The 24,142-nt window shown below is 48.0% G+C and carries 7 protein-coding genes and 1 pseudogene; 6 read left to right on the top strand and 2 right to left on the bottom strand.

Annotation, left to right across the window (positions count from 1 at the left end; translation table 11 throughout):
• The first annotated feature begins 29 nt into the window (after positions 1 to 29).
• The 3 genes from deoD (at position 30) to WH37_RS26895 (ending at position 3,884) form a co-directional block, all read left to right on the top strand.
• Positions 30 to 737 (top strand): purine-nucleoside phosphorylase, encoded by a 708-nt coding sequence (gene deoD / locus WH37_RS26905; RefSeq protein WP_046233744.1) that lies wholly within the window; start codon positions 30 to 32, stop codon positions 735 to 737.
• Positions 738 to 792: 55 nt separating this feature from the next.
• Positions 793 to 2,094, top strand: a complete 1,302-nt coding sequence (locus tag WH37_RS26900; RefSeq protein WP_046233743.1) for a pyrimidine-nucleoside phosphorylase — start codon at positions 793 to 795, stop codon at positions 2,092 to 2,094.
• A gap of 281 nt (positions 2,095 to 2,375) precedes the next feature.
• A complete protein-coding gene (locus tag WH37_RS26895; RefSeq protein ID WP_046233742.1) occupies positions 2,376 to 3,884 on the top strand; it encodes a DHA2 family efflux MFS transporter permease subunit in 1,509 nt (502 codons plus the stop codon).
• 26 nt (positions 3,885 to 3,910) lie between these two features.
• Here WH37_RS26895 and WH37_RS26890 read toward each other — a convergent pair.
• A pseudogene (locus WH37_RS26890) lies at positions 3,911 to 4,643 on the bottom strand (kanamycin nucleotidyltransferase C-terminal domain-containing protein).
• 288 nt (positions 4,644 to 4,931) lie between these two features.
• Here WH37_RS26890 and WH37_RS26885 point away from each other — a divergent pair.
• Complete coding sequence (locus WH37_RS26885) at positions 4,932 to 5,237, top strand: GNAT family N-acetyltransferase (RefSeq protein WP_046233741.1); 306 nt, start codon at positions 4,932 to 4,934, stop codon at positions 5,235 to 5,237.
• A gap of 476 nt (positions 5,238 to 5,713) precedes the next feature.
• Here WH37_RS26885 and WH37_RS26880 read toward each other — a convergent pair whose 3' ends face one another.
• Complete coding sequence (locus tag WH37_RS26880; RefSeq protein WP_046233740.1) at positions 5,714 to 5,998, bottom strand: transposase; 285 nt, start codon at positions 5,996 to 5,998, stop codon at positions 5,714 to 5,716.
• A gap of 1,602 nt (positions 5,999 to 7,600) precedes the next feature.
• Between WH37_RS26880 and WH37_RS26870 the strand changes: the two genes are divergently transcribed.
• Together WH37_RS26870 and WH37_RS26865 are read left to right on the top strand one after the other, a co-directional pair.
• A complete protein-coding gene (locus WH37_RS26870; RefSeq protein WP_143088667.1) occupies positions 7,601 to 19,120 on the top strand; it encodes a non-ribosomal peptide synthetase in 11,520 nt (3,839 codons plus the stop codon).
• Between the two features lie 108 nt (positions 19,121 to 19,228).
• Positions 19,229 to 24,142 (top strand): non-ribosomal peptide synthetase (locus WH37_RS26865; RefSeq protein WP_046233737.1); only part of this gene is annotated, 4,914 nt, incomplete at its 3' end.

Here is a 24,142-nt window from a genome sequence, read left to right as displayed (position 1 = left end):
CTAACTAACGAAGCAGAGGAGATTTTTCAATGAGTGTTCATATTAATGCAAAGCAAGGCGACATCGCCGAAACGATTTTATTGCCAGGTGACCCGCTAAGAGCGAAATATATTGCGGATACGTATTTGGAAAATGTAACGTGCTATAACGAAGTGCGCGGTATGCTCGGCTTTACCGGAACGTATCAAGGCAAGCGTATTTCCGTGCAAGGAACAGGGATGGGCGTACCGTCCATCAGCATTTACGTCAATGAGCTAATCCGTGAATATGGCGTGAAAAATCTCGTTCGTGTCGGCACATGCGGCGCGATGCAAAAAAGCGTAAACGTGCGCGAGGTTATTTTGGCGCAAGCGGCTTGTACAGATTCCAGCATGAATCGCCACGTATTCGGCGGCTATGATTTCTCGCCAATTGCCAGCTTCGAGCTGCTGAAGGCGGCTTATGAGCGCGGCGTAGCCAAAGGCCTCAAGCTGCATGTCGGCAATATTTTCTGCTCGGACAGCTTCTATCGGGATGATAAGTCCATTGTAGAGAAGCTGATGGAGCACAATGTGCTTGGCGTTGAAATGGAAACGACGGCGCTTTATACGCTGGCTGCTAAATACGGCGTCAATGCCCTGACGATTTTGACCGTAAGCGACCACTTGCTGACGGGCGAGGAAACGACTTCTGCTGAAAGACAAAGCACGTTTAATGACATGATGGAAGTAGCGCTGGAAACGGTAACTTCCCTGTAATAGGCAGGGTAGCTTGGCATGTAGATTTCATTTAAAACCGTGAGGAGAATGCAGCATGAGAATGGTAGACCTGATTGAGAAAAAACGCGATGGCGAAGTGCTGAGCGCTGAAGAAATTAACTTTTTTATTCAAGGGTATACGAAAGGCGAAATTCCTGATTATCAGGCCAGTGCTATGGCGATGGCGATTTTCTTCAAGGATATGACAGAGCAGGAGCGCGCTGATTTGACGATGGCGATGGTGAACTCCGGCGATACGATCGATCTGTCCGCTATTGAAGGCATCAAGGTAGACAAACACTCCACTGGCGGCGTAGGCGATACGACGACGCTCGTTCTGGCTCCCCTCGTTGCGGCGCTGGATATTCCGGTAGCGAAAATGTCGGGACGCGGCCTTGGCCACACCGGCGGAACGACAGATAAGCTTGAAGCGATTGCCGGCTTCCACGTTGAGCTGGAGAAAGAAGAATTCGTTCGTCTCGTTAACAAGGATAAAATCGCGGTCGTTGGCCAATCCGGCAACCTGACGCCTGCTGACAAAAAGCTGTATGCGCTGCGCGATGTAACGGCTACCGTTAACTCCATTCCGCTTATCGCAAGCTCGATCATGAGCAAAAAAATCGCTGCCGGCTCCGACGCTATCGTGCTTGACGTGAAAACAGGCGCAGGCGCCTTCATGAAGACGGTAGACGATGCGAAGGAGCTTGCGCACGCGATGGTGAGCATCGGCAATAACGTTGGACGCAAAACGATGGCGGTTATTTCCGACATGAGCCAGCCGCTCGGCTTTGCCATCGGCAATGCTTTGGAAGTGAAGGAAGCGATTGACACGCTGCAAGGCAAAGGTCCGAAAGATTTGGAGGAGCTGTGTCTGGCGCTAGGGCGTCAAATGGTCTATTTGGCGAACAAAGCAAGCTCGCTGGAAGAGGCGGAGGAGATGCTGAAGGAAGTTATTCGCAACGGCAAAGCACTGGAGAAATTCAAAGTGTTTATTGCCAATCAGGGCGGAGACCCTTCGGTCGTTGACCATCCGGAGAAGCTGCCGCAAGCGGCTTACTTAATTGAAGTGCCAGCGAAAACCGATGGTGTTGTAGCAGAGATTGTAGCTGACGAAATCGGTACGGCAGCGATGCTGCTAGGCGCAGGACGCGTGACGAAGGACTCGGAAATCGATCTGGCTGTAGGCCTGATGCTGAATAAAAAAGTTGGCGACACCGTCAAAGCCGGCGAATCGCTCGTAACCATTCATGCCAATCGCGAAAATGTGGAAGATGTGCTCGCGAAAATTTATGACAATATCCGTATCGGCGATAAAGTTGAAGCACCTGTCTTGATCTACGGAACTGTAACCGAGTAGAAAAAAAGTGATTTTACTACAAAATCGAAACCGCCATCCGGTTGCAGCTGCTGCCGGGATGGCGGTTTTTGTGCTGCAAGGAAACGGCTGGGCAAGGCTTATAAAAGGTGTATAAAAGATTTATTGAGTCAAGCAACCGAAATGCTTAACCTACAAATACTTAACAACTAAAATATTTGACAATAAGGTAAAATGCCCTTATGATATGTGATGGGACAGATGTCCATTGGGAAATGGACACGTAAGTCATCTTGTGTTGATAGGCTAGAGGGGGAGAACAAATGTCGCAAACCGTATCGAAAGGCGGCGCAGAGCCTGAATTTCGCTTGGCAAGTATTATCGTACCGATGATCGCCATTATTTCAGGCATATTTATGGTTATTTTGGATTCGACGGCGATGAATGTTGCGTTATCCAGACTCGTTATTGATTTTAAAACCGATTTGCCAACTATCCAGTGGACGGTAACGGGCTATATGCTGGCGACGGCGGCGGTCATTCCGCTTTCGGGCTGGCTTTCGGATCGTTTTGGGGCCAAAAATATATTTTTAGGCTCGGTTGTAGCCTTCACCTTGGCATCATTGCTATGCGCATTGCCTAGCAGCGCCGAGTGGCTCATTGTATTTCGGATTATTCAAGGCTTGGGCGGCGGTTTCGTTATGCCGGTCGCTATGGCTTATGTATTTCGTTTAAGCCCGCCGAATAAGGTAGGGCAAGTTATGGGGATGATGGGCGTGCCGATTTTGCTTGCGCCTGCGGTTGGTCCAATTTTGGCGGGCTGGCTCGTTGAATATCACTCCTGGCACTGGATTTTCCTGATTAACATTCCGGTCGGCATTTTCAGCATTATATTCGGCCTTTGGAAGCTGCCGAAGACGGAGCGCAAGCAGGTGACCGGCATTGATGTTCCGGGCATGATTTTAGGTCCGCTTGCTTTTGCCTCCTTATCTTATGGGGTTACGCAAGGCGCAGAAAGCTGGTCGTCGGATAAAACGATTGGCGGGCTCGTTATCGGCGGCATCGCGCTCATCGCATTTATTATCGTAGAGCTGCGGTCAAAAACACCGCTGCTGGAGCTTCGCGTGTTCCGCTCGGTGGACTTTTCGTTCAGCATTTTTGTGCAGTGGCTGCTGCAATTTTCGCTTTTCGGCGCGATTTTCCTGCTTCCGCAATTTTTGCAGCAGGCTCGCGGCTACGGCGCCTTTGATACGGGGCTGACCTTGTTCCCACAGGCGCTTGCTTCCGCATTTATGATGCCGATTGGCGGCTATTTGTTTGATAAAATCGGGGTAAGATGGCTTGTCGTTATCGGCCTCAGCCTTGTATCTGGTGCGATCTTTCAATATACGCAGGTCGATTTGACGACAGAGGGCAGCGATTTGCTGCTTCCACTCATTATGGCGGGCATGGGCTCCGGCCTCATGATGATGCCGCTCAACTCGCATTTGCTGCAAAAAGCGCCGCGTGATCTCGTCAGCCGAGTAACGTCACTGACAAGCGCTTTGCAGCAGGTAGTTAGCTCCTTCGCGGTTGCTACTTTAGTTACGGTGCTCTCGTCACGAGTGAAGACGCTCATTGTGGATCAGCAGCTGCCGCTTACGACGCCTGCCGAAGTGCAGAAAGCGACGCTTGCCGTTGCTCCAGAAGCTTTCGGCTATACGTTCGGCATTATGCTCGTTATTGCCATCGCCGGCATTTTCCTCGGTTTGTTTCTGCGCAGAGGCAAAGTGCAGGCGGGAGCGGAAGAGCAGAAGGGCAAGCAGGAATTGGGGCTTGAGGGACTGCATTAATCTAAATCAATTCAATCGAGCTTACGTCAGACGCCTGGTTCGCCAGCGGCGGTCTGGCGTATTTTTTTATTGTTCAGTTGAACAGCCTGCGAATAAGGGGGATTCTCACACAGAGGGAATTGCACAAGGCCATTCCAGAAATTTTCACAAGCTGAAATGATCCTTGAAGGGTCTGCTAACTCACCAGACATAACCATTCGCACAACATTGTCAAATCCTTCTGGACGACTAGGAAGTTCTAATGCCTCTGGTAGAACCATTGAGCCAGTCGAGAAGAGTTTTTGGTTGTGTAACCCGACTAACATAGCTCCGTAATGGGCAAACTCCACTGCCAAGTATGGCAAGTAGGTGTAGGGACCATTTACACTGACATTTCTAAGTTTCCCAACAAATTCGTACATTTCCCCTACAAGGACTTCGTTAATTGAACACCGGAAATCTTCCCTTGCTGGTGATTGGGCAGCTTCCTTCAACAGTAGAGGCGGTTTTAAGGAGAACGTCCTCCCTACAAATGCCGACTTCTGCTTTCCAAGGCCCCGCCGACCATTCATAGCTGAAATCTACGGGTTCGCTTGATTCACTTAGTACACAAAACATCTCAATGTCTGAGAAAGGGCCGTCTGTGCCTCTGGAAACAGAACCGTAGACTCCAATGGCAACGATTTTTTCTCCGTGCACCTCGTTTAATCTCGAAGCAATTTCGTGGCAGGTTTCAAGTCTTTCGTTTCGAGAAATATTTACAGGTCCATTTATGTGCATTAGCGTGACTCTCCCTGTGATTTATTTGGGTGAATATTCACTAACACATGGATGGAGGACCTCGGGCTTAACGGGGGATTTTTTTTGGATGCATTTGATTTCCTCCTACAAATTTTTATGGTAATTGTACCTAAGAAAATCTGTTTTCACAAGGTGTGAAGGGGGCTCTCGAAGACGCCAGTTCCTTGTTGATCTCTACTATAGCTGCCCGGCAGGATATTGAATAGGCTTCTAGAATTATAGTCTAGGAAGGCAGTTTAATATTTAGACTGAAAGGGTAGGGGAAAAATGGTTGAATACAGAATGGCAACTCCGAATGAGCGCGATGAATACATAGATTTAGCCAACTATGCTTTTCGCTTAGATTTTGAAACCCTGATGCCCAAAGCGTATGAAAAGAGCATCGATTCTTCAGCGATGCATATGGTTGCTGCGGATGAGAAAGGCAGACTGCGCGCACAGGTGGCCGTTTTTCCAGAGCCTATGACGGTATGCGACTATACGCTGCGAGCCTGCTATTTGGGTACCGTATCGGTCCATCCTCGTGCGCTGTGGGTTATATCATCAATTGAGACTAGTTCTAATCAAGATTGAGACAAGTTATAAGATTCGAAAGAATCTTATAAACCCTGCTGTTAAAGGCTTTATAGCAAGTTAACACATTAAATAATCTATTTTAAAATGATAATTTACATCGTATTTAGAAGTTCTATTTTTATACGTAATTTTGAGATAATCTTCAAGTGCTTTGCAAATTCATGTCGGCTGGGTTGGTTATTTATTTTTTGACAATGTTTTCAGTCCTGATTTTCAAGAAACCCTTGAAATATCGGGATTTTTTAATTTTCTTGGGTGGAGGAGATATTAATGCATGATATAGGCGGAAGAATTAAACATTTAAGAAAGTTGCAGATGATTAATCAGATTGAGTTTGCCAAGCGGATCGGGATATCACAATGAAGCTTATTTGAAAGCGGTAAAATTTTATGCAACGCTAGTGATAATAAATAAAACAAATTGCAATTATTATTGAAAAAATATGGGTAGAAAGCTGTACACGTCCTGCCCACTTAGACATGGATCTCCAGTTCTTTTTCACCCAACAGCTTAACGGCGTCCTCGTATTTCTTTTGGAGATCCTGAAACTGTGCAGCATCTTGCTCGAGCGGCTTGTCCTCTTTTTGCTTTTTTACCATAAGGTCATCCACCTCATCCTGATATTGGCGAACCCAGTTTCCGAGTGTTTTAGGGGAGAGGCCATGCTGCCGGGCTACCGCCTCTATCCGGTACCCCGACAGCACCTCCACTACAAACTCTTTCTTCGTTTGCACCGGGCACCGAAACCGTCTTTTCATGGATACTTCCTCCACTTCTTGTAGTGTATCTGAAGGGGACAAAAGTGTCCAAGTGGATTAGGGGGCTAAAGAGAATTCATCCCAGTTGTTGCAATAGGAGTACACTATTTTATGTCAGCCATTACCTTATCAATCCACATTCCTAGCAGTTCGTAGCTTATCAAAAGGATTATGGAGCAAAATGATTCGGTCACGTTCGTAGTCAGTACAGTGATTCAACATAGCCTGCATCTCTTGGTCTTTTAGTTTGTAATCATTTATGTTTATACCGTATAATTGTATGCCTCGGTTTTGAATATTAACCTTCCCCTTTTGTTTATAAACTCGTCCCCACCTCACTGTTTTAAGCACCATTAGGTCCGTTGAATCCGTAACTTCCCGATAGTAAAGCTTATATAGATTTAAAGATCGATATTACATCAAATCGGATAAAATAATTCGTTATATTACCTTGGTTTATAACCGGTCACTTGCCTAGTCATTGGCGCTTAGCGGCTTTTTCGCAGAACCTCATGAGGCTTTTACTCAATAAGCTATTTACGCTGCATTGGCAAACTACCCTGATCAACACCTTATGTAGAAAACTGATTCCTGTCCGTACACATTAGAGACCAAGCAGAGAGAGTATAACAGTTCAAACAGAATGCTAGTTAACATACAAGCTGTAAACATCTCAGATTCTAGTTTATTTACTTGTGTACAATATGACAACAGAAGCACCGGAAAAGTCGATAGTCAAATTACCATAAGGACAACGACCTTGTAAAGGAACAAGAACTGGTATCTACCCTTTGAAAGGTAGCACAAAGGAACTTGAGTACATATACATAATATTACATGGGAGTGTAAAGGAAAATGTGGAGATCCACTATGCGATCATCTCTATTAAGATAAGTCTTGGAATTAAAAGACCAAAGTTCTGTACCCGCCAACGCTCATACAAAAAAACATCAACTAGAAAATATTTAGCATGATATCTCTCAAACTGTCAATGTTGAAAAAAAAGTATGAGCGAAAAAATAGGAGAAAACATTTCTTTATAGAGATAGGTCAAGAAATTAGATCAGCAAAACCATCAAAATGGGTTCAAACAGAAGTTTTAAACAGGGAAATATAAAATAAATAATCGCGCTCGGAGTGCATTGCTATAGAAAATTTCAGTTCAACTCGTGGATATCAGTATCAGGAAATATCGACCATTAAAAGATAAAGTTATTAGTAAATTATAACCAATATCGGTCGATTTAAGCTATTTTGGTTCGGTAAAAAAATATATAAATACCTTATTCGACATAATTCTACTTTTTTAGCTATATACAAGAATGTCATATGAAAGTTATAATTAAAAAAATTGAGTTTTTAGTTACGAGTCTGAAATCTGTTACACGCTAATATCAGGAATTAACAATTTATCTATATTATTTTTCTTTATGTACATTCGTCTTCAAGTATAATTTCAAAAATATACTGTATTATTCGTAGATTGGAATGGAATCATGTAAATGATAAATTTCCCCAAAGAAAGTGGTGTTTACTTTGGTTCGGCCCGAAAAAAATACTGCAAAAGCAAGGTTGGACGAGAAGGTCTTGGAACAGCATATTATGAAAGCAAATCAGCTTGGCATTAATAAAGTTATGGTTTTTCAAGAGAGCGTAATTCCTGAAACGTATTATCATTTTTCTGATCTATTTCCTGTGTACGAGATAAGCCGCACCGAAGGTAAGCAGAAGGTAACAAATCATTTGACGGTGTCCAAGCTGGAACAGAGTAAGAATATGAGAAAATCTTATATTGCCACAGAGCCTCTGCCGATTAAGCCGCATGCACCGAAATCTTTACAGGAAGTATTACGAAATATTCAAAAAAGCAACTCTATCCGTACGTTGACTTTTTTCGATCGGGAAGGAAGAGAGGAAACTTGGACATACCAAGAGATGCTTTTGGAAGCAGAACGTATTTTTGCGGGGTTAGTGGCAAACGGGGTAGTGGGCGGCGATTATGTCATTTTTCAGTTTATATACAATCGTTCTTTCATTTCTACTTTGTGGGCATGTATACTAGGAGGCTTTTTGCCCGCTCCGCTCGGGGTGGTTCGTGATTATACGGGATGGAATAATGATGTTAAAAAGCTAAATAACATTTGGAACTTACTTGATCATGCAGTAATTGTTACGGATTCGGAATTGTTGCCCCCTCTTTCGAAATTATCCGAACTGTGGAATGTGGAAGAGATTAAGGTGTTGGATATTCAAACGCTTTCGACATATGAGGCCAACCATAATTGGAATGAGAGCATGGAAGACGATCTTGTTCTGAATATTTTCACTTCCGGCAGCACAGGCGTTCCGAAATGTGTGCAACATACGAATAAAAGCGTACTAAGCATGATTCATTCTTCATCGACGGTATTGGGCATTACGAGTGAGGATATATTTTTGAATTGGATGCCCTTGGATCATGTGGGAGGGCTTATCCTCTCGCATCTGCAAAGCACTTATTACTACTGCAGTCAAGTTCATCCTCAAATCGAGCAATTTATCTCCCGACCGCTCAACTGGTTGGATTGGATGGATCGTTATCAGGTGTCCGTCACGTGGGGACCAAACTTTGCCTTCGCTCTTATTAACAGCTTAGAAGAGGAGCTTCAAGCGGGGTCTTGGAATTTACAGTCGGTACGCCATATCATTAACGGTGCGGAATCAATTGTTCCCCAGACGACTCAAAAGTATTTAAACCTACTTGAACCGCATGCTTTGCGAGAAAGCGCTATTACGGCTGCTTTCGGAATGTCCGAATTTTGCTCAGTCATTACCTATTCCAAAAGCATTATACGCGGGAACTTACATAGCGGTACCAATACGATGACGCAAGAATCATTGACAGGCGCGCTGGAATTTGTCGATCCGGATAGTCCGGATGCGGCATCAATGACTGAATTAGGAGCTCCCCTGCCAGGTGTCTCACTGCGCATTGTTGGCCGCGACAACGAGCTATTGCCTGAATGTATGATCGGCCGATTCCAGGTGAAAACGGATCAACTCATGAAAGGCTATTACAGAAACCAAGCAGCGAACGATGAAGTCATGCTTGATGACGGTTGGTTCGATACCGGTGATTTGGCATTTCTCAAGGAAGGGATATTGACGATCACAGGACGCGATAAAGATGTAATTATTGTTAACGGAAAAAACTATCATAATTATGAAATCGAATCTTGCGTCGAGAGTGTAAATGGGGTAAGCGTGACCTATGCAGCCGCATGCGGAATAAGAGACGACGCTAATTCAGTGGAGAGACTGGTGATCTTTTTTGTTCCGGCGGATGACCAATTCGAGTATGTTCTAACCGTAATCAATAAAATACAAGAAGAGATTGTTCACAAGATTGGAATTATGCCGGAAGTCATCATTCCTGTCGCTAAACAATTGTTTCCGAAAACCAATTCAGGAAAGATTCAGCGTAATGAGCTTAGCAACAAGTATAAGGCGGGACATTATAGCGGCATTATCCAAAAGATCGAAAAGGCTACAGGTCATGCCAATGTCATTCCGCATTGGTTCTTTCAACCGGAATGGAAGCAGCAGAAATTGCAAGAGCACTCCAGCGATGTGGCGAGCATTTCCCGTTGTTATGTGCTGTTTGCAGACGAGCATGGACTATATAAGAAGATCGCCGATAATGTCATTCTGGTTGAAGCGGGCGTTTCATTCGAGCAAGTCGATGCCAATCGTTATAAGCTGAACCCAGCTAAACCGGAAGATTATAAGGAATTGCTGCAAGAGCTTGCTCTTCGTCAAGCCAATATCACTGATATTGTGCATATGTGGAATTATTCTGAACCCGCATCGGCAGCGCATACGTTAGCAACGCTACGAGATTCGCAAGTCCAGGGTAGCCATAGCCTGTTGCTACTAATCAAGGGATTGTCGGAGCTGATGCTGTCATCGGTTACTGTGACGGTCGTTACGACAAATGCGCTTCTCGTTAATGAGGACGATCGGATCGCTTACGACAAATCAACTATGATCGGGTTGGTAAAGACAGTAGAGCACGAGTATTCAAATATGCGCTGCCGCGTGGTGGATTTTGACTCGATCTTGCCTGAGCTTCACGGCGAAGCCGTTAAGCGGGAGATCGAGTGTGCCGAGGCGCCAGCTCTCGTTGCTTATCGGGATGGGAAGCGGCATATCGAATGCTTGCGACAGCTGATTCCGGAGCATGTACACGAACCGAAAATTCCGTTTGTACATGCGGGGATGTATGTCATCACCGGGCTAGGAGGTATTGCGAAGCTTGTCGCTGCCCACTTGCTGAATGTTTACCAAGCCAAGCTTGTCATCGTTGGGCGTACTTCGCTTGAAGAGCTTTCTGCAAACAAGAAAGAAATATGGTCACGGCTAATTGAGCAATCTGTTCGCTCGGGGGGACAGATAGAATACCGTCATGCCCAGATTGAGAATGAGGATGAGATGAGTTGCATAGTCAGGGAACTTGAGGTGAAGTGGAAAACTCAGCTTCGAGGAATTATCCATCTGGCAGGCATTATTAGGGAACAATTGCTTACAGACATGACCGTCGACAGCTTGGAAGAGCATTACACGGCCAAGCTGTACGGCACCTATGTGCTTCATCAAATTGCATTGGAAAGAGCTGACTGTCTGTTCGTTGCAGCTTCCTCTGCGCGTACAATGACTTCGGGTATGACGGTTGGCGGCTATTGCTCAGCGAACAGCTTTGTTGAGGCATTCGTCCAGCATCAGCGGCTATGCGGTATCCAGGCGGTATGCTTGTCTTGGAGCTTTTGGGATGAAGTCGGGATGAGTCAAGGCTTAATTGCCAAGGAAGCTATGATTGCAAAAGGGTATTCCGCGATTTCCGCAAAGCGTGGATTGGAATCGTTATTGACTGGAGTTTCAGTTCGGCAGCCCGTGCTATACGTGGGGTTGGACGGCACCCATCACGATATTCGAGCGCGTACGGTTAATCCGTCGCCATTGCAGCTAAATATACATGTCTTGCTGCAGACCAAGGATGGCAGAGGCGTATTTCCTACCAGGCTGTCAGAAGTTATTGCTGATTATCTCCAGGGCATAGGCCAGAGCGGCGATTTTCGATTAGTAGTAGACGAGGTTCGGACGTGGCCAGAGCTTCCGGGAGGAGAGAGCGAGACAGAAGCTTTAATGGCTCATCTGGCATCCAGATTAACTAGGCATCGATTCGTCGCTCCTCAGACCGAACTAGAGCATGAATTGGCGGGCATGTGGAAGGAGCTTCTTCATGCCGACCGTGTTGGGCTAACCGACAGCTTCTTTGCTCTTGGAGGACACTCTTTGATCGCTACCCAGCTCGTGTCTAGACTGCGGGAGCGGTTCGGCGTGCCTATCAGCCTGCAGGATTTATTCGTCAATCCGACGGTTAGCCAATTAGCCGAATGCATACAAGGAATGCAGGAGCAGTCCGTTATGCCGACTATTCAAGCAAGACCACGGCCTGCCCGCATTCCGATGTCCAATGCTCAGAAGCGGCAATGGTTTATTTACCAATGGGAGCCAGACAACGTGTATTACCTTAACACGTTTACATTGCGCATAACCGGCAGGCTAGACGTGGAGATGCTGCGACAAAGTATTCAAAGCGTCGTGGATCGCCATGAAACGTTGCGTACTTCTTTCAGCGAGCTGGACGGAGAACTCGTCCAGATTGTGCACCCGTCATGCCGGCTAGACATTCCGCTCTTCGATATTCGGCATGAGCCGGATATTGAAGTGGAGGCTCGGAGACGGAGCAAGCTAGAAGCAACGAACCCGATCCATTTGGCTCAAGATCCGTTGATCCGGGCGCAATTACTAAGAACTAGCGAATTCGGGCATCAGCTGCTCATTACTATTCATCATATCGTATCGGACGGCTGGTCGATTGGCGTATTTCTACGAGAGCTGAATGAGCTGTATACCGCTCTGTCTCAGGGCACAGCACCTAATTTGGCACCGCTGTCCATTCAATATGTAGACTTTAGCCTGTGGCAAGAAGAGTGGCTTGACAGCCGCGAATGCCATGATCAGCTATCGTATTGGAAACAGCAGCTTGACGGTGCGCCGCAAATGATGGAATTGCCAACGGATTTCGCAAGGCCGATTAATCAAACCTTCCATGGCAGACGCAAATATTGGACGCTTAACAAACCATTGTCCGACGGCATTCGAATGTTGACTCGAAAGCATGAGGCGACGTTGTTCATGACATTAATAAGCGCATTTTCGACTCTGCTCTATCGGTATTCGGGTCAGAATGATCTGGTCATTGGGACGGCAATCGCGAACCGCAACCGGGTTGAGGTCGAGCAAGTTATCGGAATGTTTGTGAATACGTTGGCGCTGCGGTTTTCTTTTTCGAATAACCTTACATTCGGCGACCATCTGCAGCAGGTCAAGCAAATGATGCTGGATGCGTACGAGCATCAGGATATTCCATTTGAGGTGCTGCTTAACGAGCTTAAGGTGGATCGGGACCCAAGCACCCCGCCACTTGTTCAGGTTATGTTCATCGTACAAAATGAAAACTTGCACATTACAGGTCTCCATGACCTTGATATCGCGTTTCAAATCGAAGAGAATGATTCGTCGTACTTTGATATTATCGTCCACGTATTTGAACAACAGAACGGCGAACTAACTATACAGTTGGATTACAATGAGGATCTTTATCGGGATTCGACGATTGAGGCCATGTTAAAGCATTACGAGGCATTGCTGGAGCGTATGACAGGCAATGATAGACAGAGGCTGAATGCACTGCCGCTTCTTAGCGAAAAGGAGCTCGTTCAGTTGGAGTCGTTCCATGAATCCGCTACAGTTCGACCATACAAGGCTTCTTCGCTTCATGAATGGTTTGAGCAGCAGGTGTTGAGATCGCCGGACCGGTACGCCTGTTCCGATGAAACGGAGCGTCTGTCCTATAAGGAGCTTAACGAGAGGGCCAACCAGTTGGCGCGTTCCTTGCGCAGCATGGGAGTGTCGCGCAATCGTCTGGTCATACTGCTTCATGAACGTTCGGTATCTATGCTTGTAGGAATGCTCGGCATATTAAAAGCAGGGGGCGCGTTCCTTCCGATTGATCCTGAACTTCCGCCTGAGCGTGTCGCATACCTGATTGAGGACAGCGGAGCGGAGTTTATGGTAACCCGCAAAGAGCTCGGGCTGTCTCGCTCCTTCACAGGCAACATGCTGCTGCTGGACGATGCAAGCGTGTATGAGGGAAGTTCGGATAATCTCGAGGTTGATAGCGGGGAGAATGATTTACTATATGTAATCTACACGTCCGGTACGACAGGGAAACCAAAGGGCGTTCAATTGGAGCATCGGACGCTGTTGAATCTGCTTGCCTACCAGCAGGCGCACACAGATCTTGTATTCGATCGAGTGCTTCAGTTTACAACGCTTAGCTTCGATGTGTGCTATCAGGAAATCTTCTCTACCTTATTAAGCGGTGGAGAATTGTACATGATAGACGACGAACGGAAGCGCGATGTGCAGCAACTGGCTGCATTCGTGAATAGACATCGCATTCAGACGATGTTTCTTCCTACGTCATTCTTGAAGCTTCTGGCTTCGGACCCGGCGTATTTTGAACCGCTTGCCGGACAGGTGAGGCAAATCGTGACAGCTGGGGAGCAGCTTGTTCTATCGAATACAATGTGCGAGATGCTTCGCCAATACCAGATTAAGCTATACAACCATTACGGACCTTCAGAAACGCATGTCGTTACGATTCATGAGGTTAATGCGGAACAAAGCAAGGAATTGCCTCCAATCGGCAAGCCGATATCCGATACCGAGATTTTAATATTGAATGATGCTGGTCTCTATCAACCGATTGGGGTTATCGGTGAAATGTATATCGCCGGCATTAGTCTGGCCCGCGGGTATCACAATCGGCCGGAGCTGACCGACGAGAAGTTTATTGCACACCCCTATCGAAGGAATCAGCTTATGTACAGGACGGGGGATTTGGCACGTTGGCTGTCTGACGGATCAATCGAGTATGTCGGCCGACGTGATCACCAGGTGAAAATTCGGGGACACCGCGTGGAGCTAGGCGAAATCGAAGCGCAATTACGAGAGCATGGTGCCGTTAAAGACGCGGTCGTCCTTGTGCGCGGCGAAGGGGAACATAAGTATCTGAGCGCTTACGTCGTCTTTGCTGGTGTGGTAAATGCCGTAGAGCTGCGCACGCAGCTCGCTAATGTTCTGCCCGATTATATGATCCCGTCCAGGTTTATACCGCTTAATGCAATTCCTTTAACGGCCAATGGCAAAGTAAACAGAACTGCACTGACCGAACAGGAAGGCTTCGTGACGCTGGAGACGGAACATATCTCCCCGCGTAACGAAACAGAAGCAAGGCTCATTGAAATTTGGCAGGAGCTGCTAGGCATCGAAACGATTGGTATCAGCTCCAATTTCTTTGCGTTGGGTGGCCACTCGCTTAATGCTACTCTCTTGCTGACCCGCGTGCGGAAAGCGTTCGGCGTTGAATATGCCCTGCGCGAGTTTTTCGCCGGACCGACAATCAAGGAACAGGCCGAGAGAATTCGCCAAGCGGGAGGAAAAGGGCAGGCTTTAATACCGCAAATCGCTGCCAGCGATTATTATGAAGCATCTTCAGCCCAGAAGAGGCTGTATGCGATTACCCAATACGAGGGTGCTTCGACCAGCTACAACATGCCGTCCTTGTTCAAGATAGAAGGAGCGCTTAATGAGGACCGTTTGAGAAATGCGGTGCAGCGAATTGTTGATCGGCACGAAGTATTGCGCACCACATTCGTCATCCAAGATGGCGAATTAAAGCAGTGTATCCATCAGAACGCGGTCATTACAATCGAGAAGGAGCTTATTGAGAAGGAACAAGTTTCATCCTATGTAAGGGCACTCATACGTCCCTTTGATCTAAGCGAGGCTCCGCTGCTTAGGGTCGGACTGCTCGAGTGTGAAGACCGTACGCAGCTGTTATGGATTGATCGTCATCATATGGTGTTCGATGGGTTGTCCATGAATGTGTTTATGCAGGAACTGATTGACAATTACGACGAAGGCGCTGCACCCGACGCACTGCCGGTGCAATATAAGGATTTTGTAGCGTGGACCAACGGTCGAATGCAGGAATCGTTAGCGAAGGACGAGTCATATTGGAGCGAGCGTTTATCCGGTGAGCTGCCAGTTTTACAACTTCCTGTTGATTATCCCCGCCCGTTGACGAGATCGTTCGAGGGGGCGCGGCAGCCTTTCTCCGTTCATGGCGAACTAACCGGTATTTTGCGGAAATTGGCGGAACGGGAAGGGGCAACGCTGTATATGGTGCTATTGGCCGCCTTCAACATACTGCTTGCCAAGTACTCAGGACAAGAAGATGTGATCGTCGGTTCTCCAATTGCGGATCGCCCGCATACGGATCTTGAGCAATTAATCGGAATGTTCGTAAATACGCTGCCGATGCGCAATGCACCTTCGGCGGACAAGTCGTTCGTTTCTTTCTTGGCGGAGGTCAAGCACCATACGCTCGCGGCATTCGAGCATCAGAATTACCCCTTGGAAAGCCTGGTGAGCAATCTCGCGATTGAAAGGGATGTGAGCAGAAATCCGCTCTTTGATGCGATGCTTGTCTTTCAGAATTTGGCATCGTCGAAGTGGGCGTCGAAAGACGCGGCCTTTGCCGCATATCCGCTCGATTTCAGCGCGGCAAAGTTTGATCTGACGTTTGACGTGATGGAACAAGCGGAAGAATTGTACTTTGAAATTGAATATTCAATCCGATTGTTCGCGCCTGAGACGATTGAACGAATGGGGCGGCATTATATTCAACTGCTCGAATCCTTGGCAAATAGGCCAGATTGTCTCATCGGCGAGCTGGATATGGTCACGGAAAAGGAAAAGCAGCAGCTATTAACGGACTTTTGCGGCGTTCCGAATAAGTATTCGGTTAAAACCTTGCACGAGTTGTTTGTTGAGCGCGCTATGGCGTATCCGGACCGTGTAGCGATTGAGTTCGGAACGCGCTGTATGACGTATGGGGAGCTTGATGCCAAATCCAATGCGCTCGCTCACAAGCTGCGTGAAAGCGGCATTGGATCCGATCAGATTGTGGCTATTATGGTAGAGCGGTCTTTTGAGATGATCATCTTTATTATTGCTGTCTTGAAAACGGGGGCTGCCTATCTGCCTGTTGATCCAGGGTTCCCAGCCGAACGTATCAGCTTCATATTGTCCGACAGTGGCGCGAGAATGCTGCTCGTTAAGGATAGACCGGCGATGGGCATATCTGCTCAGGTTCCGGTACTGGCCGTTCATGAATCTGAATTGACGGCAGTATGCAGCGATTCGTTCGCAGCCCACCCTTCGTCCCAAGCTGCGGCTGCTTATGTGATGTATACGTCGGGATCGACTGGAAATCCGAAGGGGGTAATCGTGAGGCATTCCGGCGTAGTTAATTTGCTCACGTATTTGGAGCAATGCTATCCGCTGCAGGAGTCCGATGCTTTTCTTCTGAAAACGACTTATACCTTCGATGTGTCCGTCACGGAAATATTCGGCTTTTTCTTCGGCCATGGGCGGCTGGTTATATTGGAGCAAGGGGCGGAGAAGGACCCGCAGCGGATTATGGAGGTTATTAAGCGCTGTCGGATCACGCATATTAATTTCGTGCCTTCGATGCTCAGCATTTTTCCGTTCGAATCCGAACAGATACGGATGATGGAGACGTTGGACTATGTGTTCGTTGCCGGAGAAGCAATGCCAATGGATCTGGTTCGCCGGTTCCGTGGTGCGCTACCGGGCGTTTCACTGGAGAACTTGTACGGGCCGACAGAGGCGACTATTTACGCAACGGGATGTTCGCTTGACGCTTCATGTCAGCATCACGTTTCCATCGGCAGGCCTGTAGCCAATACACAGACTTATATCATAAGCCCTTCTGGACAGCTTCAGCCGATCGGACTGCCTGGAGAATTGTGCATCGGTGGCGACGGCGTAGCGATAGGTTATTTGAATTACCCAGAGCTGACTGCTCGGAAGTTCGTGGCGAATCCATACACGAACGACGGGCTGCTATACTCTACCGGAGATCTTGCGCGCTGGTCGGCAGACGGCACGATCGAGTATCTGGGCCGAATGGATCATCAGGTCAAGATCAGAGGATATCGCATCGAGCTTGATGAGATTCGTCAACGGTTGATCGAGCTGGAGACGGTTGAAGATGCGGTTGTTGTAGCTCGTTCCACTGATAATGGGCAGTCTTATCTATGCGCGTACTATATTGCGAAGCAGCAGTGGACGGTGAAAGAGCTTCGGAGGAAATTGCTGGAGTATCTTCCGGACTACATGGTTCCTGCTTTCTTTATATCAATGGAGCAGTTTCCTCAAACGAGCAGCGGCAAGATCGATCGCAAGCAGCTGCCCGACCCGGAAGGCAGCGTGGATACAGGGGAGGATTATGTCGAGCCCCGCAGCGAACTCGAAAGGCTTCTGTGTGATTGCTGGGAGAAAATTCTTTTGTTGGACAATGTTGGTGTGCTGGATGATTTCTTCGCTCTCGGTGGGGATTCAATTAAAGCGATTCAAATCGCTTCCAAATTTAATGGAAACGAACGGGGGTGGCGATTAGCTGTCGGCGACGTGCTCACGCACCGCACGATAGAGCGAATCGCGTATCACGTCAAGACGAACCAAGAGCATGTTGGATATGAACAGGGGCTAATCGCCGGCGATAAACAGTTGACGCCGATCGAGCACTGGTTCTTTGCAAGAAAACTGACTGAACCCCATTACTTTAATCAATCGATCATGCTGGAGTGGCGCAAGGAGTTTAATATCGTACGGCTGGAAGCGGCGTTCGAGCAGTTAATCGCTCATCATGACGGGCTGCGTCTCAATGCGGATTTACGCGCCCGCTCGCTCTTCTTCAATAACAACCATCTCCATGTGCCGTTTAAGATTGCTTATTATGACTTATCCGGACAAGGAGATTCTGCACAGCTTGCCGTCGAAGAGGCTACGCAGGTGATCAAATCAAGCTTTAACATAGAACTGGATTTGTTGATCAAAGTTGCCGCATTCGATATGGGCCAGTCTGAGAGACGGTTGCTGATTACGGCGCATCATTTGCTGACCGACGGCATTACATGGCGTATTTTACTTGAGGACTTGGCTTACGTTTATGGAGAGCTGGAGATGGGTAGGAAGCCGTCCCTGCCGGACAAGACAGCCTCCCTGCTCGATTGGCAGGCTTATGTGGAGGGAGTATCCGTAGCCGGCACTCATCGCGAGGAAAGGGCTTATTGGGAGGAAGCGCTGCTTCAACCGTTCAGTCTTCCTCTGGATGCGGAGACGGATGAATGGATAATTGCAAAGCAGCAGACGATACGGGGGGCATTGGATCCTGCCCGTACGCTCCTTCTTCGCGGTGAGTCCAACCGTGCTTTTAATACAGAAATTACCGACTTGCTTCTGACGGCGCTCGCATGCGCAGTTCATCAATGGACGTCAGTTACCGACCTCGTTGTTATGCTGGAAAATCACGGTCGTTATACGGAAGCTTTGGATGTCTCCCGGACGACGGGATGGTTTACGACAATGTATCCGATGCGATTGCAGTTGATAGGCGAAACGTTGAGCGAAAGGATAAAAGGAATTAAACAGCAGACGCGAATGCTGCCGCATGACGGAATTGGCTTTGGTATTTTGCAATATTTGGATAAGGCGCTCCCCGAAGACAACGGGAATTTGACGGAGCTTCGTTTCAACTACTTAGGGCAGTTTGACCAGGAATTCAACAATGGGCTGTTCGGCTTTACCAATATGAGTGCAGTCGGGGAAATCGGAGCAGGGAATCCAATGTCGGCCAAGGTTGATGTGAACTGCATGATCGTAGAGGGCATCTTCTCCTATGAAATTGCTTACCATGGTACAGCAATGAGGGAAGAGACGATGCTTGTCTTCGCGGAATCATTCATGAATCATTTGGAGCAAATCATTGAATATACGATGTCTCAGGAAGAAGTAGAGTTTACTCCGTCTGACTTTGAACAAGCCGATCTTGATCAGAACGCGCTTGACTTGTTATTTCAATAGACGGCAACCTGCTAAAGGAGCTTCTCCTTTTGCAGGTTGCTAGCTCTAAAATCCTATATACGGAAAGATGAGAGCCAACAGTTGATGCAATCAGGGGGACTTAAAGCCATGTCAGGCATGCAATTAGATAAGCGTAACGTGGAAGATATTTTATCATTGACTCCTATGCAGCAGGGGATGCTGTTTCATTATATTCAAAATCCGGAAAGTGACCTGCATTATCAGCAAATGAGCATGAAATTGCGTGGAAAAGCAGATGCAAGCACGATTGAACAGGCTTGGAACGCAGTCATCGCCTGGAATGAATCGCTGCGTACCGTATTTCGGTGGAAAAGGCTAGAAAGCCCGGTTCAAATAATTTTAAAAGAGCGTCCCATCGAAATGCGCCAGCATGATTTATCGCGCTATTCGACAGAGGAAAGGGAGGAGCAGCTAGAGCGAATAAGGGAAAAGGAGCTTCGCGAAAGGTTTAATTTGGAGGAAGTTGCTTTTCGTGTTACCTGGTGCAAGCTAGAACATGATTTATGCGAGATGATAGTTAGCAATCATCATATTTTGTATGACGGCTGGAGCAATGCGATTCTATTGAAGCAGTTTTTTTCGGCGCACCGGGCGCTTGTAGCCGGAGACACATTGCGGAAGCCAATGAAGAATCACTATAAAGAATACATTAAATATTTGCGCGGCCTCGATAAGGAGAGCCAGCATAAGTATTGGTCCGATACGCTAGCCGGTTGGGAGGGCGGCGTTGTACTGCCGCATTCCGATGTTGCCAAGGGACAAGAGACATTTCTGCCCGGCCATTATACCTTCAAGCTGGACAGCGGGATGGCCGCAGCGTTGGAAGCATTCGTAAAAACCCGGAAAATTACGCTTGCCTCCGCGCTCTACGGCGCATGGGGCCTCGTCTTGCAGCAATACAGCGACCGGGATGATGTCATTTTAGGCACGACGGTTTCCGGCAGGAACAACGACGTCAAAGATATTGTTGAAATGGTGGGTCTATTCATCAATACATTGCCTTTGCGGGTGAGAACGACTCCGGATATGTCATTAATTGATTATTTGGAAGCGATCGGTCGTACGATGACGGCGAATATCCTTCATGAAAGCAGCTCCCTGGCCGAGATCAAGCAGTGTGCGAACGTGAATGTAAATGAATCTTTGTTTAACTCCATTATGGTCATCGAAAATTTTCCGCTGACCGATGTGTTTAGCGACGATTATGCGTTACAGATGGTTTCCTTTACCGATTTTGAGATGACCGTATTTGATCTGACTTTAGCAGTAGCGGTTTACGACGGAATCGAGTTCAAGATCAAATTCAACCGTTGTGTAATCGATGAAGCGACTATAAAGCGTATTGTGGTCCATCTATACAATGCCATTGAATTGCTGATCACGGCTGCCGACCAACCAATCGGTCAAATCAGCTTAATCAATCAGGAAGAGGAGCGTATGCTCCTGCAGGCATGGAACGAAACGTCTACGCCGTATCCGCGCGAGCTGACGCTGCACGCGCTGTTCGAGCGTCAGGTCGAGAAATCGCCCGATTCAATTGCTGTACAATTTGGCAGTCAAACGGTCACCTTTCGAGAGTTGAATATGCAAGCGAACCGGTTGGCGAAGCGTCTCCGTAATGCCGGAGTACAGGTCAATGAAGCAGTAGCTTTGATGGCTGAACGTTCGATCGACATGATTGTGGGCATTCTCGGCATATTGAAGGCTGGCGGGGCCTACATGCCGATTGATCCGGAATATCCGGAGGCCCGCATTGCTTACATGCTGGAGGATTCAATGGCCAAATGGATGGTCGCACAGTCGAAGCTTATGCAGGGGCGGTCGTTCGAAGGCGCCGTTTTGCTCATCGATGATCCTATCGAATCGACCGGCGCAGGCGAATCTATGAATGAGCCGTCAAATGTTCAGGCTTCTGATTCGCTGGCTTATATCATTTACACGTCAGGATCTACAGGCAGACCGAAAGGAACGCTGATTCGCCATTTCAATGTTAGCCGGGTCGTGCTGGACACCAATTATATCGATTTACGGCATGACGATGTCGTGCTGCAATTGTCCAACTATGCCTTTGATGGGTCGACATTTGATATTTTTGGCGCATTGCTGAACGGTTCGAAATTGGTTCTAGTGCCTAAAGAGACAGTGATCGACGCTGCCGCGCTGGCGGCTGTCATCACAGAGCAGCAGGTTACTGTGTTCTTCCTTACGACTGCCCTTTTCAACACATTGGTGGACATTCAGTTGGACGGTTTTAAGCATGTTCGCAAAGTGCTGTTTGGAGGCGAGCAGGTTTCTCTCAAGCATGTGCAACGCGCTTATGAAGTTCTCGGGGCTGGAAAAATTGTTCATGTATACGGGCCGACGGAAAGCACAGTATACGCGACGTATTACGTTCTGAACGAAATAGACCCGATGCTGGAAACAATCCCGATTGGACTGCCAATTAGCAATACGACTGCGTACGTGCTGGATAGCAAGCTGCGTCCCGTTCCGGTCGGTGTGCCGGGAGAGCTATATATTGGCGGCGATGGTTTGGCGGCGGGCTATTTGCATAATGAAGAGCTTACGAATGAGAAATTCGTCCATCATCCGTTCATCGCAGGGGAGAAGATATATCGCACCGGCGATTTGGTTCGCAGGCTGCCAGACGGCAATATCGTCTATATAGGGCGCGTAGATCATCAGGTTAAAATTCGCGGCTTTCGCATTGAACCGGGCGAAATCGCCGATCGGCTTAACCGGCATGACTCTGTTCAGGAGGCGATAGTGACAGCCTATACGGATGAGCGGGGCGCATCCTTGTTATGCGCTTATTTCGTTCCGTGCGGAGACTGGACAGCTGCTGAATTCAAGCGCTATCTCGCGCAGTCTTTGCCTGAGTATATGATACCGGCACAATTCATGCCGCTTGCTCATATGCCGCTGACGCCTAACGGCAAGGTAGACCGTAAAGCATTGCCCGTGCCGATAAGAAATGCATCGACTGATACCGCAGCAGCGCCGCAGACAGCTACCGAAAACAAAATGTATCTCATTTGGCAGCAGATTCTTGAGGTTGAAGCGTTCAGTCCAACGGACAGTTTCTTTGATTTAGGCGGACACTCGCTTAAAGCGATGAGGCTTGCTGCGCGCGTGTGGAATGAATTTAATCTGTCCGTGCCGCTGAAGGAGCTGTTCGAGCGACCAACCTTGCAGCAGTTCTCCGCGTGGATTGACAAGAGAGAGGCGGAGGAAGCCTTCGTGTTCAAATCTGCGGAGGAGGCCGACTATTACCCGGCCTCCTCCGCTCAGAAGCGACTATACGTCCTTCGGCAATATGAAGGTGCGGATACGAGTTACAATATTCCGTTTGTGTATAAAGTGAAAGGTTTCCTGCATCAGGAGCGATTGTCCACAGCGGTCAGGCAGCTTGTACGGCGGCATGAATCGCTCCGCACCTCCTTCCAGATGATAGATGGCGATCTGGTCCAGTACGTACATGAGGAAGCCGAAGCGGTGATCGAGTATAAGGAAGCGAATATCGAACAGGCTGACGAAATGCTGAGAAGCTTTATGAGGCCGTTTGATTTGGCAGCCGCTCCGCTCATGCGCTTGCTGGTCATCAAACAAAGCGGCGAACAATGGTACTTGGCTTTCGACATTCATCATATCGTAACGGACGGTGCGTCCATTGAGCTGCTGCTGCAGGAGCTGTTTGCCCTATATGAAGATCGGGATCTTCCTAAGCTAAACCTGCAATATAAAGATTATGCGGTATGGCAGCATGAATGGAGGAAATCCGCCCATTATCAAAAGGAAGAGCAATTTTGGCTGAAGACGCTTGGCGGTGAAGTTCCGGTGCTTCAGCTAGCAACCGATTATACCAGACTGCGTACACAAAAGTTCGAGGGCAAGCGGATACGGTTTGAAATTGGGGAACATTTAGTAAGCCAGTTAGAACGAGTTTCGGTCCAGCACGGGGCCACTATGTACATGACGCTATTGTCCGTATTCAAAGTGCTTCTGCACAAATACTCGGATCAAGAAGACATTATTGTCGGTACACCGGTAACAGGCAGAATTCATCCAGATTTGCATTCGGTATCGGGCATGTTCGTCAACACGCTGCCAATTCGCAGCTACCCGCGCGGAGACAGCACCTTTGTCCAGCTGCTTGGCAACGTGAAGGAGCAGGTTATCCAAGCTTACGATCATCAGAGCTATCCACTGGAGGAATTAGTCGAGCATCTTGGGATTCAGAAGGATCTAAGCCGAAATTTTTTATTCGATGTCATGTTCTCCTATCTCAATAACGATGTAATGGACATTCGAGTGAAGGATCTGGAGCTAACGGCTTGTTTCTTTGAAACGTATACAGCGAAAGTCGATCTTACGCTCACCGTATTGGAACGTTCCGATTGTCTAGCCTGCGAATTTGAATACAGCACCGACTTGTTCGCTGAAGCAACGATACTGCGCATGCAAACCCATTTCCTGAAGCTGATTCAACAGCTTACAGAAAACGCGGAGGCTGAATTATCAGAAATTTATGCGGTTACCGATACGGAAATCAGCGAACAGTTGGAGCAGCTGACGCAAACGCGGACTGCGTATGGGAAAGAGCGGACGCTGGCGGAACTGTTCGAGGAGCAGGTGCGGCGGAATGCGGGGAAGGCGGCTCTTGTCTTCAAGGGAAGGGAGCTAAGCTACGGGGAGCTTAATGCGCTGGCCAACCGGGCGGCTCATCGCTTGCGTGAGCGCGGGGTCAGGGCAAACACAATCGTCGGGGTGCTGAGCGACAGGTCGCCGGAGATGATCGTCTCGCTGCTGGCGGTGCTGAAGGCTGGCGCAGCGTACTTGCCGATTGATCCTGAGTATCCGGAGGAGCGAATCCGGTACATGCTGACGGATAGCGGAGCCGCCTGGCTGATAAGCCGACGGCATCTGGCGGACCGCGTGAAGCAGGATATCTCGCTGATTACGATAGAGGAGGCTGTGGCGGATGACGGCTCGCTGGATACG

This window comes from Paenibacillus algorifonticola (genome assembly GCF_000971975.1).
Lineage (GTDB): Bacteria > Bacillota > Bacilli > Paenibacillales > Paenibacillaceae > Pristimantibacillus > Pristimantibacillus algorifonticola.
Note: the sequence above shows the minus strand (reverse complement) of the source record. Positions and strands in the feature narration are given on the sequence as shown.